The sequence below is a fragment of the Nocardia sp. CA-128927 genome (assembly GCF_050955855.1).
Lineage (GTDB): Bacteria > Actinomycetota > Actinomycetes > Mycobacteriales > Mycobacteriaceae > Nocardia.
In genome coordinates this window covers 1,741,362-1,754,913 of sequence record NZ_CP192087.1, presented here as the reverse complement: position 1 = coordinate 1,754,913, position 13,552 = coordinate 1,741,362, and the positions used below count along the sequence as shown (strand labels likewise).

Below are 13,552 nucleotides of genomic sequence, written 5' to 3'. Positions count from 1 at the left end.
GATATCGGGGTCGAAGCCCCGCCCGGGTCAGACCGGACCGGTTTCGGCCGGGGCGCAATTCGCCCTGGACCATCCGCCACCGGTACCGATGGTTGCGCCGATGTGGGTGTGCGGCATGCCGAGCAGATCGCGGCAGCGAATGAAGGCGTGCTCGCCGACGCCGGAGCCGGGGTCACAGGTGACCGTCAGTTCATTGGGAACCGAGGGGTCCGTGGTGCAACCGGACAGCTCCGGTTCCGCGACTGCCGCGCCGGGCTCGACGAACCAACCACCGACCAGCACTGAGCACAACACCAGCAGCGCGGCCGGGAAGGTGCGGCTCGGCCACACCAGGCTTTGCTGAACGTTTGCTAGATGTGCCATGCGGTCCATAGTTCGCGCACGGCAGAATCTCAGTCAACATAACGGAGATCACTATCCGCCATTCGCCCAGGTCAACCGCGCCTTTTTGGTCCGGAAATCGCGCGCCGCGTCAGGAAAGCGTAAACAGATATATACAGACATTCTCAATCGGCCTATGATTCAAATCTCAACTGGACGAACGACCATCTATTGAAACTGCAACGTTGTTCGGTGTCCGTAAACCACAGCCCGACACCGGAATCGGTGCGTCAACCCACGGTCGCGGCACGGTGCGTCGCAAGCACCTCGGCGGCCGCACGTTCGCCGGAACGCACGGCACCCTCGATATAACCGGCCCATTCGGTGGCGGTTTCACTACCCGCCCAATGAATCGCGCCAATTGACTGGCGCAGCGCGGAACCGATACTTGTCAGCACACCGGGCGGGAAAAACGCACCGTAACCGCCGCGGGTGTACGGGTCGTCGGCCCAGACCTTCTCGCGCCAGTCGATCGAATCGCGCGCCGCGATCCCGAAGGCGCGGACGAGGGAGCCGACGATCATGGTCCGGCGTTCGTCGGCGGAGAGTGCGGCGAGGCGATGGGCCGCGCGGCCCGGGACGAGAGCGCCGAGGCAGCCCGGTCCGCCTGGACGGGTGGCGTCGAAAGTCACCGGGACCGGATCGTGCAGGTTCAAAGCCTGGCCGGTTAGTCGATTGTCGCGCCAGAAGGGTCGCTCGTAGACGGCGAACGCCTTCAACACCGACCCCATCGGCATCCGCTGGGTCAGGTGGTCGCGGGCGGCAGGCAGCGGTGGGTCGTAGGCGATCCGCCCGGCCAGCGCGGGTGGCACCGCGACGATCACCTGCGCAGCACGGACTTCACCGAACTCGCCGCGCACCGAAACACCTTCCGCTGCTTGCTGAATCGAGGTGACCGGAGCGTTCAACCGCAACGCGCTACCCAGCTCGGCGGCGATCGAGCGGGCCGGGCCGTCGGCACCGTCGACGAACAGCCGGGTGACCGTCTCGGCCGTCACGCCCGCCTCGACCCCGCCCGCGGCGCGAATGGTGGTCAGCAGGGCGAGCATCGAGACGCTGCCGACGTCGACGCACAGTTCCTCGCCGATCATCACCTCGGCGAGGTGCCTGGCCCGGCGCTCGGGCAGGTTGCGGCGCAGCCAGGTCGCCGCGGTCATCGCGTCGAGCCGATCGGCACCCGGGGTGGTCCACGGCCGGGCCAGGTCGATGCGCGCGGCCAACCGCTCGATCCGCCACATGGCCTGTCCGAGAACGACGAGCACGAGTGGCGGCAGCGGCGGTCGGGCACCAGCGAATGGACGCCGGACGGCACCCTCGACCAGCAGATTCACGCCATCGGACGGTGCCGCGTACGTTTCGGCGCCGTACTCCTGCGCCAATGCGGCAAAGCGGGTGTGACCGCCGGAGATCCATTGGGCGCCGAGATCCACGGCCCAGTCGTCCGCGATCCGATCGGTCTGCGCCCGGCCGCCGACGCGGTCACTGGCCTCCAACACGACGATTTCGCGTCCAGCCGCCCGCAGTGCCCGCGCCGCGGACAGTCCCGCATATCCGGCACCGACGACAACCACGTCTGCGTGGTCCATGTCGGCCTCCCGTCACTACACCGTTGGACACCACTGTTGATCACAGTCCGCCGATGCGCAACCGCTCACCGAACCCGATGCCGCGGTGCCGGATCCGGTCAGCGCGGGAGCAGCCGGAACACCGCCTCGACCGGCGGGCGCACCACCTGCTCGACGGGCGGCGGCAGTTGGCGCAGGAATTGCTCCACCGGCTCGGGTAGCGGTGCCGCGGGAGCAGGAGCTGGACGCGGCGGATCCTGCTGCGGCCGTTGACCATTGCCACCGCGGAGGTGGCCCTGACGGTCGACACCGTTGCGGTCGAATCCATATCGATCGAAGCCTGCGCGGTCGTAACCGTTGCGGTCATAGCCGAAGCGGTCGCGTCCGGAACTGTTGAATCCCTTGCGGTCGTAACCGAAACTGTCGTAGCCGTCGCGGTCATAGCCGTCACGATCCCGACGGGACTTGTCGAAACCCTTACTGTCGTAACCGGAATTGTTGTATCCGCTGCGGTCGCGACCGGACTTGTCGAACCCCCTGCGGTCATATCCGAAGGTGTCGTAACCGGAGCGGTCGTAGCCGTCGCGGTCGCGTCCCGACTTGTTGAAGCCGCGCCGGTCATAGCCCCAACGGTCATAGCCTTCGCGGTCATAGCGGTCATCATCGATAGCCGTTGTGGTCCGGGCGGCCGGTGCCTGCGGCTCCGCGGACGCCGGGACCGCGATCAAGGCCGCCGGACCCACCGCTACCGCCGCCGCAACGGCGGTCAGAATATGACGCTTCGTGTTGCGTGTAGTCATTTTGTTAGCCACGCGAATATCCTTCGTAGTCTTCTGTTTCGAGAAGGCGTCCGGCACGAACCGCCATGCACAGCAAAGCAACGATTGCTGAGAAGAACCTTGGATTCATTTCCGCCGAATCCGGAGAACCTTTCGGATCCGACCGCGATGACCGCCGAAAGGCGCGGCAGCGATCTACCGAATCATGCTGCACAGCCTATGTTTTCATCGACACAACTCCAATCGCTAAACCACTTTTCGAGCAAGCCGTCGTGGCGGATGTGAGTTATGCCATGCCGCAACACAAATGACGAGCGTTGCGTTACATAACAATTGAGCATCTTCGACGCCGAGTTACGACTTGCAGACATAGCGATGCGGCAATGCGAAATCTCTATGCTAATTTCCGATCATCGTTATATCTCCGCCACCAGGAAAGGCGTGATGACTTCACAATCCGTTGAAGTTTCGACTATCGACGAATCGTGGGCGGTCAAAGCCTGGATTCTGCAAATCATCGCCTTCGTGCTGACCTTCGGTGCGCCCACCGTTGTTGCCATCGTCTTGCTGATCGACCGGGCCGACCCGCAATGGACCGGATTCCCGGCCAACGCCTACCGCATCGCGGGCTGGGCCGCCTTCCCGTTCGCCGCGCTCGCGCTCTGGGTCGCGCACCGATGGCTCGGTCTGACCGGCGCTGACCTCGGCCTGCGCGCAGGTCAGCCGACCCGCGCGGGTTTCCTCGGCGCGATGGGCGCCGGTTACCTCACCATGTGGCTCGGCCTGTTGAGCCTCGGCACCTTTCCCGAGTGGGTCACCGGCGAAGACGGCAACCCCATCGGCGCCATGTCCTCCTGGGACGGCGTGACCTGGAGTGCGCGCGCCGGATTGGTCGAGGAGACCATCCTGCTGGCATTGCCGATGGCCATCATGCTCCGCCTGCGCTGGGCCTGGCCCGCGCAGTTGGCGGTGCTCATGGCGCTGCGACTGCCGTTCCATCTCTACTACGGTCCCGCCGCGATACTGATGGTCCTGGTCTGGTGCGCACTGCTGCGCTACGCGTACCTCCGCGTCCAACTGATCTGGCCGTTCATCGCGGCCCACGTCCTCTACGACCTGAACGTCGCGGTGGTTCCGATGGGCCCGCTCCGCGCGGCGATCACCCTCGCGATGCTGGTGCTCGGCGTCATCGTCTTCGCGTCCTGGTGGCGCGAAAGAGGTCGACACTCGCAGTAGATTTGCTCGCCGGTTGCCAACCAGTGACAAACTGGCACGATGGCGGACACCTTGGCGATTGTGGAACCGGGCGCGGCCGAACTGGGCCGACGGGCGCGCAAGCGGGTCGGGCGGCGGTCACTCGGGGTGTGGGAGCCGCCCGCCGACCGTGCGGACCCGATCGCCGTGCTCGAACGCCAGGCCAAGACGCGGGTGCCCGAGCTGGTGCCCATCCGGTACGCCCGGATGGCGGCGGGTGAGTTCCCGTTCCTGCGCGGCGCGCCCGCGATCATGGCCGCCGACCTCGCGGCCTCCCCCAACACCGGACTGACGGTCCAGCTGTGCGGTGATGCGCATCTGTCCAATTTCGGCCTGTTCGCCTCGCCGGAACGCGCCCTGGTCTTCGATCTGAACGATTTCGACGAGACCCTGCCCGGCCCCTTCGAATGGGACGTCAAGCGGCTGGCGGCCAGCATCGCGGTCGCCGCGCGGGCCAACGGGTTCGCCGATACCGATGCCGAAACCGCGGTCGGCGCCGCGGCCATGGCGTACCGGGAGGCGATGATCCGGCTGTCCGGCCTCGGCGAATTGGCCGTCTGGTACGAGAAGATCGACGCCGACCAGTTGGCGACGCTGGCCCAGAAACCCAAGCGCCGCAAGGGCGTCGAGCAAGCGCTCGCCGAGGCGCGGGCCCGCACCAACCTGCAGGCCCTGGAGAAACTGACCGAGCCAGATGTCGACGGTGTCCCGCGCATCCGGCACCGGCCGCCGCTGCTGATCCCGATCGGGGAAATCGACGCCGCAACTATCCAAAAGGTGTTCGGCGAATACCGCCGCTCCCTGGCCGAGGAGCGCCGGGTGCTGCTCGACCGGCACGAAATGCTCGACCTCGCCGTCAAGGTGGTCGGCGTCGGCAGCGTCGGCACCCGCTGCTTCGTCGCCCTGCTGGCCGGGCGAATGAGCGGCAGCCCACTGTTCCTGCAGGCGAAAGAGGCCGAGCAGTCGGTACTCGCGCCACACACTGCGGCGAGCAAGTTCCGCAACCAGGGACATCGAGTCGTGCACGGGCAGCGCCTCACCCAGGCCGCGAGCGACATCTTCTTGGGCTGGGCGACCGGCACAGACGGCCGTCACTACTACTGGCGCCAACTGCGCGACATGAAGGGCTCTCCGGTCATCGAGGAAATGTCACGCACTTACCTGCGCGACTACTCGGCGCTGTGCGGCCACACCCTCGCCCGCGCACACGCGCGCTCCGGCGACCGCGTCGCCATCGCCTCGTATCTCGGGTCGAGCGACACCTTCGACCGCGCGATGATCGACTTCGCCATCGCCTACGCCGATCAGACCACTAACGATCACCAAACCCTGCTCACCGCAATCGAATCCGAGCGAATCGTCGCGGCGACGAAGGCGTACTGAGGCTCAGCCCGCGCGCCGGGACCGGTGCTCGGCCACGTGCACCCGGTTCGAGCACTGCGACGAACAGAAGCGACGCCTGCCGTTGCGGGAGGTGTCGATGAATACGTTGTCGCACCCGGCGCGGGCACACCGGCCGATGCGATCGGGGTCGTCGCAGAACAGCGTGGCCAGGCCGACGGCGGTGTACGCCTTGACGCGTTCGTCGACGGGTGCGGTCTCCTGCGCGAAGTGCAGATGCGGCAGCCGGTCGTCGTGCGTCGAGATGTAGGGCTGACTGGTTGTTTTCGCGAGCAGCGCGTTGAGCCGGTGCACCGTGGGGTCGTCGAACACCGCGTTCAGTTCGCCGATCCACCCGCGCAGCTCTGCGGCCTGCGCGGCCGTGAGCGTACCGATTGGTTTGTAATCGGCCGCGGCGAGCAGCGCCCGCAGGTCCTGGTCCGGGTCGGCGTTCACCAGCCGGGCGGCGAGTTCGGCGGCCGCGCCACCGTAAGGGTTGAAATGCACTAGGTCATTACATCAGGCTGGGGCAATGGACCTGACCTGCCCCTCCTGTTTCTGGCCGACTCCGACGGTCGTGTCCGCGCACGGCTCGGTCCGCTATCTGCGCTGTGTGTGCGGTCAGTGGCTGATCGCCGAGCATGGTCTCGTTGTGGCAACGACCGGAAACAGCTCGTTCGGTATGCGCGATACACCACACAGAGGCGATGACCCCGAAAGGCCGTGCAGGGCCCGGTATTCGAGCTAGCCTCGATGGGCAGTCTCATGTGGAGGGTATGTCGACATGACCACGACGGCTACCGTCATCAGGCCGTTGGCACCGAGCGAGGAAATCTTCGCCGGCAGTGAAGTTCTCGTCGGCTACTCGATGCGACTGTCCGGTCGGTTGAATTTGGCCGCGCTTTCCGCCGCATTCGACGCGGTGGTGCGTGCCTATCCGGCTCTCGGCGCGCATCTCGAGCCGGACGGGCGCGGGCACATCCTCGTCGAATCACCCGGCAGCACGCCGGAAATCACCGTCGTCGACGGCGATCCCGAACAGTTACTGAGCGGCGCGCGGTTGGACCAGCGCACGGCACTCGCCGCGCTGTGCGTGGTCCGCGACGGGCACAGCACCGGGGTGACGCTGGTGACCCACCACAGCGTCGCGGACGCGTGTCACTCGCTCGCGGTGCTCGCCGAGATGTGGTCCTGCTACACCGAGATCAGCGGCGGCGGGGCACCGCGGCTGACGTCGCACCGTTTTCCGGACGCGGTCGAGGATCTGCTGCTCGCCAGGTGCGTCGAAAAGATGTCCGGCCTGCCGGTGTCCGCGCGACCGTTGCTGGTCGCCGAAGCGCCGCGCATCGCCGAGCCTGTCGCGGACGACGATTCGTATCTACTACCACTGACGGCACGCTGCCGTCTGACCAAGCGGGAGACCGCCGCGCTCGCCGACCTCGCGCACCGCGAGGGGACCACGATCAACGGGCTGGCCTCGGCCGCGATCCTGCTCACCGAGGCCGAACTGCGCGAGCTGCCGCTCACCGAACTCAGCTACACCTATTCGGTCGACCTGCGTAACCGGGTCACCCCCACGATCGGCCATACCGAGGGAACGAACGTCCTCGGTTTCGCCGACTTCGTCCCCGCCCCGGGCTCGGGCTCGACGCTGATCGGCCTGGCCCGCGGTATCAGCGACGCCCTGCGCAGCGGCCTCGCCAGCGGCGTCGTGCAGCAGACACCGCTGCACATCCCCGACATCGCGTCCGCGCCACCGCCGCGCGCGCCCGGCATCGTGCTGGCCACCAACTGGGGCCGGATCGATCGGCCGCGATTGCCGGAAGGGCTGCGTATCAACGACTTTCGCACGGTGATGATCGCGAAGCCGGACAAGGCCGGGCATCGGCTGCAACAGCCGAGCGGCACCATCATCATCAGCACGTTCGATGACCAGCTCAGTATCGAGATCCATCATCCCGTGGAGACCACCGCGCAACAGCGACGGCGTGTGCGCCTGCTCGCGGCGCATCTGGATGCGGTCCGGGTGGCCGGCGCCGCTTAGCCACTTTCGCGCCTCGACCGCGAAACCGCACTGAGACGTTGGTGAAATCCGGTTCACGGATAATGGTCGGCGGCCGGAATTCCTGCTTGCTCCGGCGTGCGCGCAGCGGCTTCGATCGTCCGTTGGCATGCGCAACTCGTCACAGATGAAGGGGAGCTCTATGACCATGTCCACTGTTATCCGCCCGCTGGCCCCGAGCGAACTGATGTTCGCGGGCGCCGGAGCCTATGTGGGCTACGCGATCGAGGTGTCCGGCCGGTTGGACCTCGCGGCATTGTCCAAAGCATACGAGGCCATCGTGCGCGCCTACCCGGTGTTCGGTGCGCGACTGGAGCCATCCGGCGACGGCGGCCACGATCTTGTCGCCTCGACCGGAGCCACGCCGGAGACCTCCGTGGTCGACGACGATTCGGGCGGCTTGGTGATTGATCAGAAGTTCGATCAGCGGACCGCGCTGAGTGCGGTCTGCGTGGTCCGCGACGGCGATACGGCGAGCGTGACGCTGATGACGCACCACAGCGTGGCGGACGCCTACCACTCCTTGGCCGTGCTGGCCGAGCTGTGGTCGTGCTACACCGACGCCGTTGCCGGACATTCGCTCGATCGGGAAGTGCGCGGATACCCGGCGTCCATCGAGGATTTGCTGGCCGAGCGCGGCATCGAGAAGATGACCTTCCCGGTTTCCGCCGACCAGCCGACGGTCGCCACCGAGGCACCGGCGGGGGCCGAACCGGTGGCGGACGAGGACGGCTGGCAGGCCGCGCCGCACGTCTCGCGGTGCCGCCTCACGGTGGCCGAGACGGCGGCGCTGGTCGAGCTCGGGCATCGGGAGGGCGTGACGATCAACGGACTGGTGTCCGCGGCAGTTCTGTTGAGCGAGGCCGAGATTCGCGAATTGCCGCTGACCGACATCCTGTAAATCTACCCGGTCGATCTGCGCACCCGGATCACACCGACGGTCGGCCTGACCGATGGCACCAATCTGCTCGGCTTCGCCAACTTCACCCCGACCGAGTCCACCGGGCTGCTCGAGCTCGCCCGGGCTATCTGCGAATCGCTGCAAGGCGCGTTGGCCGCGGGCATCGTGCAGCAGACGCCGCTGCATATGCCGGACATGGCCGAGACCGTCACCGCATCGCCTCCCGGCATGGTGATCGTCACCAACTGGGGCAGGGTGCCAGCGCTGCGGGTGCCGGAAGACTTGCGTATCAACGACTTCCGATCCACCATCACCTCGGTGGCCGACACCGCCGCACCGCCGCAACCCGGCGGTGGCGCCTGCATTCTCAGCGCCTTCGCCGGTCGGCTGAGCATCGAGATCCATCACTCGAAAGCGGCTGCCGCGCAACAGCAACGCCACGTCGACAGCTTCGCGACGAAGCTGCGCGGCGTGCTGTCATAACCGGGGCAACAGCTCCGGGGTGATGTGCCGAGGTCCGTCGTACCGGCCGCATCGGCGATCGCCTGCGCGTAGTCGCGGCGTAAGTCTTGGCAGGCCAGTTGATCAGGACGATCCGGCGGTGGCGCCGGACACCAGCATCGACATCACCCAGGCGAAAGCTTGACCGAGGACCGTCATCCAGTCGCCTACATTGAACGAACCCATCGCGAATTTCTTTCTGGTTGTGCGGGTTTCAGCGTGCGCCCGCGTCCGGACGGACCTCGTCGCCCGCGGCGGTGAGGTCGCAGGAGTGGTCGTTGCTGAGGTTGCCGCCGGTGGACAGGATGACGGCGAACACCTTCTTACAGTTCTGTTCACCGAGGCCCGCGGTGTTCTGCGCGATGGTCGAACCGCGCAGGATCAGGTGGCCCATACCGGGATTGAAGACATCGGTGAACTGGTACGGCAATGTGTCGAGATAGCCGGGGGCGACGTTGATGCCGCCACCGCCCTCATCGGCGCTGTTACCCATGACGAGGGTGTCGATCAGCACCACCTCGCCGACGCCGCGGATATCGAGTCCGCCACCGCGGCCCGCGAACCCGCCGAATCGATACCACTTGGTGCGCGGGTTGACGACGCGGTTGTCGGTGATTTCGGTGCGGGTGAAGGTGCAGGTGTTGTCGCAGCGGACTCCCCCGGCTTCGCCCGCCGCATTGGCGGTGATGACGCTGTCGGTGGCCTTCATGTCGGCGACGGGGATGTTGAAGATGCCGCCGCCGTAGTCGGCGGCGTTCCCGGTGACCGTCACATGATCGAGAATCAGCTTGCCGGAGTTGGCGATTCCGCCGCCACCGGTCTCGAACAGCGGAATCTCGTGCTCCGTCGCATTGCCGCCGGTGAGGGTCAGCCCCGAGATCGAAACGCGCGCGGTGGTCAGCACGACCCGATCACGGTGTCCGGCATCGAGGATCGTGCGATCCTGCCCCGCACCCTCGATGATGGTGTCGGCGTTGACATCGAGATCGCCGGTGGCCGGATCGATCAAGGGCCCGTTGGTGTTCCAGAAGTTCGGTGGAATGGTCAGCACATACCGCCCCTCTGGAATCCGAATGGTGCTGCCCGGCCGCACATTCGCGGCCTGCACCGCCGCCCGCAACGTGCACTCACCGGAATCGGTCCGACATCGACCCTCGAACGGATTCGCCGCCGCCCCATCCGCAGTGGTCGTCACGGTGAACACTTCGGGCGCCGTCCCCGCCGACCCGGTATCGCCCACCGCGCGCCCCGGCACCCCGCACAGCGCGCCCAGAAACACGACACCGATCATCGATATAGACGAGATCTTCATCTGACCAACCACTCTCGGCACGACTACTCCGGGTCGAGACGGCGCCTATCCGACGCACTGTCTCAGTCGTTTCGGTTCTAACAGAACCAAAACCCGCCCCGTGGTCGGTCGGACAGTTCCTTCGCTATTGCACAATTCCCCTGGGCGTGTCGACAGGGACACCTTCTTGTCGAATCAGCGCAGCATGGATCGCGCCGTCGGCGCCAGGTGGAGCTGTTCGGGCGGGCCGGACAGCCGCTTCGCGATCTGCGGGTACACATCCTCGGTCCACGTCGGCGTGGCAGCAAGGCGTTCGAGATGCTCGGCGCGTCGATCGGCGTTGTCGAACAGTGCGAACCAGACGAACACCGACTCCGTGCGGACCGGAAGCGCCGCAAAGGTATTCGGGGCGGGATCGGTGACGTAGCAGGCGATCGGCGACGCACCGGCCTCCGCAAGGACCGGCCGGACTTGGTTGTCGAAGAACTCGGCGAACTCCGCCTGCGGCGTATCGAGGTAGTAAATCGTTGCCAGCACACGGGATTCCGGTAGGTCGGTCGCGTGCACGCCGGGACGCCCATCGGGCAACGCCAAACCGGCGGTCGCCGAGGCAGGCTGGAGCAGCAGCGCATTGTCGGTGTCGACCATCGTCGCCCGCGCCGCCGGGGCATGGGTGCGCCACGCCGCCCCGTCCACATAGAAGGCGGTCAACGCGGCACCGCGCGTGGCCAGGTCGGGAAAGGCGCGAACCCAGACGAATCGATCCGGATCGTCCTCGTCGCGGAACTGCGCCACGATGCGCATACCGACGGCTTCCTGCGTCTCGACGAGCTCACGATCGAACAGCTCGATCAGCACGTCCCTGGTCCCCGGACGCAGCGTGTACTGCCTGAGTTCGACTACCGGCCAAACATTTTCAGTCATCCGGTAACCGTGCCATCCGGCACCGACAGCTTCAGGGTAGTGGGTAGGGCGGGGTGCTTTTGCCCATGATGCGGTAGCGATTCCACAGGTCGCGGTCGCCGACTACGGCGGGGCGGGCGTCGTCGCCGGTGCGGATCACGCAGGCGGTTCGTTGTTCGTCGCCGAGTACCTCGGTAAGGGCGTCGTTGGCGTCGACTCGGCCGACCCAGCGGTAGACGCCGTCGGTCGGCTCCGGATAGCCGCGCATCTCCAGGCGGACCGGCACTTCCACGCCGCGGACGACGAGGGTCGCGGTGCCGTGGTAGTCGGCGCCGTCGTGCGGGCTGCGGTCGGCTGCGCTGCGCTGCGCCATGGCGTCCACCTTTTCGAACAGACTAATCTGTGTCTCAGACAATCTTGACAATACCGACCAGTGGTTCCAGACTCAAGGGTGTCGGTACCAGCGGTACCGGATACAACTTTCGCGCCGTTGCGGGTCGAGGCCGGCGACGCACGCGCGTGACCCGGAAGAGAGCCGATCACGATGGGAACGCCGAGCCCCGAGCCGATCGAATTCCACTCGCCCACCACCACTTCGGGCGCACCGGTGCGACGTCGGCGCACCGTCACCGATCGCAAACTCAGCGCACGGCGGCTACTGCTCGATGCCGCGGACGAGACCTACGACGGCGACCTGGACATCGACTGGTCGGCGCCGATCGATCCCGAAAAGCGCTGGCTGCCCGAACATCTCAGCACCATTCAGGGCACCTGGCTGTGGCACCGGATGGGCACCGAACAGCGCGCGACCCTCGCCAAGTACGAGCTGGCCAACCTGCTGACACTGGCCATCTACGCCGACGCCGCCCGGTCCATGCTGCTGTTCCGCGACATCATCGAGGCCTCCGGCCCGGCCGACGACGAGACGCGCGCCGCGCTCGCCAGCATCCACGCCGACAGCCGCACCATGGCCATGTTCGGCCGGATGGTGCACAAGAGCGGCCTGGCGCCCTATCGACGGCCGGTGCTCGCCCAGGTGGTCTCGCGACTGGTGCTGTTGACGCCGAAGAACACCGCGACCGCCGCGGTGACGTTGCTGATCCAGCAGGCCATGTACGACCTGGCCGCGACGATCGCCGACGACCCCGATATCCAGCCGCACCTGCGCCAGCTGATGAAGATCCATCGGGTCGCGGCGCAACGCAACCTGGCCTATGCCCAGGACGAGCTGATCGCCGAAATCGACGAGCACGGCCGGGTTTCCAACGCGGTCGCCGCACTCTGGACCGCGGCGGCCACCAGCGTGCTCTACCCGGCGCTCATCGCGCCGCGCCCCTATCGCGCGGCCGGGGTGCGAGCCAGGCACGCACTGCCCACCGCCCTGCTCAGCAGCCACTATGCCGACTCGGCCCGCACCTTCACCGATTCCTTTGTGCGCCAGGGCATTCAGGTCGGGCTGTTCGGCGGCCCGCTGACCACCACCATTCTCCGGCTGGGCCGCGTCTGGCCCGGTTCCACCACGAGGTGGCAGCGATGACCACCCACGACACCACGCCCCACCGGCACGCGGTCAGCACCGCGGGTATGTCGACCACCCGCGGCAAGAACGTCGGTGACCGGCAGAAGACCGCCCAGCGCTTGCTGCGCTCGGCGGCCGACCGCGCGTACGACGGCGAGGTCGACATCAACTGGGACGCCCCGCTCGATCCGGACAAGAAGTGGATGCTCGATCACCGGCAGACGCTGTACGGAACGTACCTGTGGGACAGGCTGACCGAGGAGCAGCGCCGCACCCTCGGCATGCACGAGGCGGTCAGCGCCCTCAGCTTCGGGATCATCGTCGAGTCCGGGCTGTCGGCGTTCCTGCTGCGCCAATTCCTCGAACACGGGAACCCCGGTGACGATCACAGCCGGTACGCGCTGACCGAAGTCGGCGAGGAGACAAGACATTCCACGATGTTCAGCAGGCTCATCAACAAGTCGGGCCTGCCTGCCTATCAGCCGTTCCTGCCCAAGCCGCTGTTCAAAGCGGTCCGGCTGATCGGCCTCGCGCCGATGGGACCGGCGACCATGGGCGGGCTGCTGCTGGTCGAGGAGACCCTGGATCGGTTGCAGCGGGAGAACATGGACGATCCGCGCATCCAGCCACACATGCGTCAGCTCAACAAGATTCACGTGCTGGAAGAGGCCAGGCACATCACCTATGCCCGCGAGGAACTGGCGCGCCAGATCGCCAAGCACGGCAAGCTGGTCAATGCGGCGCACCGGCTGGCGTTCTCGATCATGGTGTTCGGGATTCAGCCCGCCATCGTGACGCCGCGGGTCTACCGCTCGGTCGGCATCCACCCGCTACACGGACTGGCCGTCGCCCTGCTGAGCCCGAACTACCGCGAGAACTCCAAGTTCGCGGGCGAAATGCTGCTGCGCTACGCCTACGAGGTCGGCTTCGTCCGCGGCGCGGTCAGCACCCGCATCCTGCGGCTGGCCAGGGCGCTGCCCGACGACATCATGGCCGAACTGTCCCGGACGGCGTGA

12 protein-coding genes and 1 pseudogene are annotated in these 13,552 nt (G+C 66.6%); 6 read left to right on the top strand and 7 right to left on the bottom strand.

Translation table 11 applies throughout. The features are described from left to right. Nucleotides 1-27: 27 nt before the first annotated feature. The 3 genes from ACQPW1_RS08265 to ACQPW1_RS08255 all read right to left on the bottom strand — a co-directional run bounded on the left by ACQPW1_RS08265 (nucleotide 28) and on the right by ACQPW1_RS08255 (nucleotide 2,758). Nucleotides 28-363, bottom strand: a complete 336-nt coding sequence (locus ACQPW1_RS08265; protein WP_433662133.1) for a hypothetical protein — start codon at nucleotides 361-363, stop codon at nucleotides 28-30. A gap of 248 nt (nucleotides 364-611) precedes the next feature. Then, nucleotides 612-1,967 carry a flavin monoamine oxidase family protein gene (locus tag ACQPW1_RS08260; RefSeq protein WP_433662132.1) on the bottom strand — a complete coding sequence of 452 codons (1,356 nt, stop codon included), beginning with the start codon at nucleotides 1,965-1,967 and terminating at the stop codon, nucleotides 612-614. 98 nt (nucleotides 1,968-2,065) lie between these two features. Beyond that, on the bottom strand, nucleotides 2,066-2,758 hold the full coding sequence (locus tag ACQPW1_RS08255) for a hypothetical protein (protein ID WP_433662131.1): 693 nt from the start codon (nucleotides 2,756-2,758) through the stop codon (nucleotides 2,066-2,068). Nucleotides 2,759-3,169: 411 nt separating this feature from the next. Between ACQPW1_RS08255 and ACQPW1_RS08250 the strand changes: the two genes are divergently transcribed. Then, a complete protein-coding gene (locus ACQPW1_RS08250; RefSeq protein ID WP_433662130.1) occupies nucleotides 3,170-3,961 on the top strand; it encodes a CPBP family glutamic-type intramembrane protease in 792 nt (263 codons plus the stop codon). Nucleotides 3,962-4,000: 39 nt separating this feature from the next. Beyond that, a complete protein-coding gene (locus ACQPW1_RS08245) occupies nucleotides 4,001-5,362 on the top strand; it encodes a DUF2252 domain-containing protein (protein WP_433662129.1) in 1,362 nt (453 codons plus the stop codon). 3 nt (nucleotides 5,363-5,365) lie between these two features. On the opposite strand, the gene ACQPW1_RS08240 is transcribed toward ACQPW1_RS08245, so the two are convergent. Further along, nucleotides 5,366-5,866 (bottom strand): CGNR zinc finger domain-containing protein, encoded by a 501-nt coding sequence (locus tag ACQPW1_RS08240; protein WP_433662128.1) that lies wholly within the window; start codon nucleotides 5,864-5,866, stop codon nucleotides 5,366-5,368. Nucleotides 5,867-6,143: 277 nt separating this feature from the next. On the opposite strand from ACQPW1_RS08240, the gene ACQPW1_RS08235 reads away from it, so the two are divergent. After that, nucleotides 6,144-7,403 carry a phthiocerol/phthiodiolone dimycocerosyl transferase family protein gene (locus tag ACQPW1_RS08235; protein ID WP_433662127.1) on the top strand — a complete coding sequence of 420 codons (1,260 nt, stop codon included), beginning with the start codon at nucleotides 6,144-6,146 and terminating at the stop codon, nucleotides 7,401-7,403. Nucleotides 7,404-7,530: 127 nt separating this feature from the next. Further along, nucleotides 7,531-8,805: pseudogene (locus ACQPW1_RS08230) on the top strand (phthiocerol/phthiodiolone dimycocerosyl transferase family protein). 232 nt (nucleotides 8,806-9,037) lie between these two features. Here ACQPW1_RS08230 and ACQPW1_RS08225 read toward each other — a convergent pair. From ACQPW1_RS08225 to ACQPW1_RS08215, 3 genes are all read right to left on the bottom strand, one after another. Next, a complete protein-coding gene (locus ACQPW1_RS08225) occupies nucleotides 9,038-10,135 on the bottom strand; it encodes a CSLREA domain-containing protein (RefSeq protein WP_433662126.1) in 1,098 nt (365 codons plus the stop codon). A 174-nt stretch (nucleotides 10,136-10,309) separates the two neighbouring features. Then, nucleotides 10,310-11,038 carry an NIPSNAP family protein gene (locus tag ACQPW1_RS08220; RefSeq protein ID WP_433662125.1) on the bottom strand — a complete coding sequence of 243 codons (729 nt, stop codon included), beginning with the start codon at nucleotides 11,036-11,038 and terminating at the stop codon, nucleotides 10,310-10,312. A gap of 31 nt (nucleotides 11,039-11,069) precedes the next feature. After that, nucleotides 11,070-11,390, bottom strand: coding sequence for a DUF4873 domain-containing protein (locus tag ACQPW1_RS08215; RefSeq protein WP_433662124.1), 321 nt, complete (start codon nucleotides 11,388-11,390; stop codon nucleotides 11,070-11,072). Between the two features lie 171 nt (nucleotides 11,391-11,561). On the opposite strand from ACQPW1_RS08215, the gene ACQPW1_RS08210 reads away from it, so the two are divergent. Continuing rightward, a complete protein-coding gene (locus tag ACQPW1_RS08210) occupies nucleotides 11,562-12,554 on the top strand; it encodes a diiron oxygenase (RefSeq protein ID WP_433662123.1) in 993 nt (330 codons plus the stop codon). Beyond that, nucleotides 12,551-13,552 carry an AurF N-oxygenase family protein gene (locus ACQPW1_RS08205; RefSeq protein WP_433662122.1) on the top strand — a complete coding sequence of 334 codons (1,002 nt, stop codon included), beginning with the start codon at nucleotides 12,551-12,553 and terminating at the stop codon, nucleotides 13,550-13,552. Before ACQPW1_RS08210 ends, ACQPW1_RS08205 begins: the two co-directional genes overlap by 4 nt.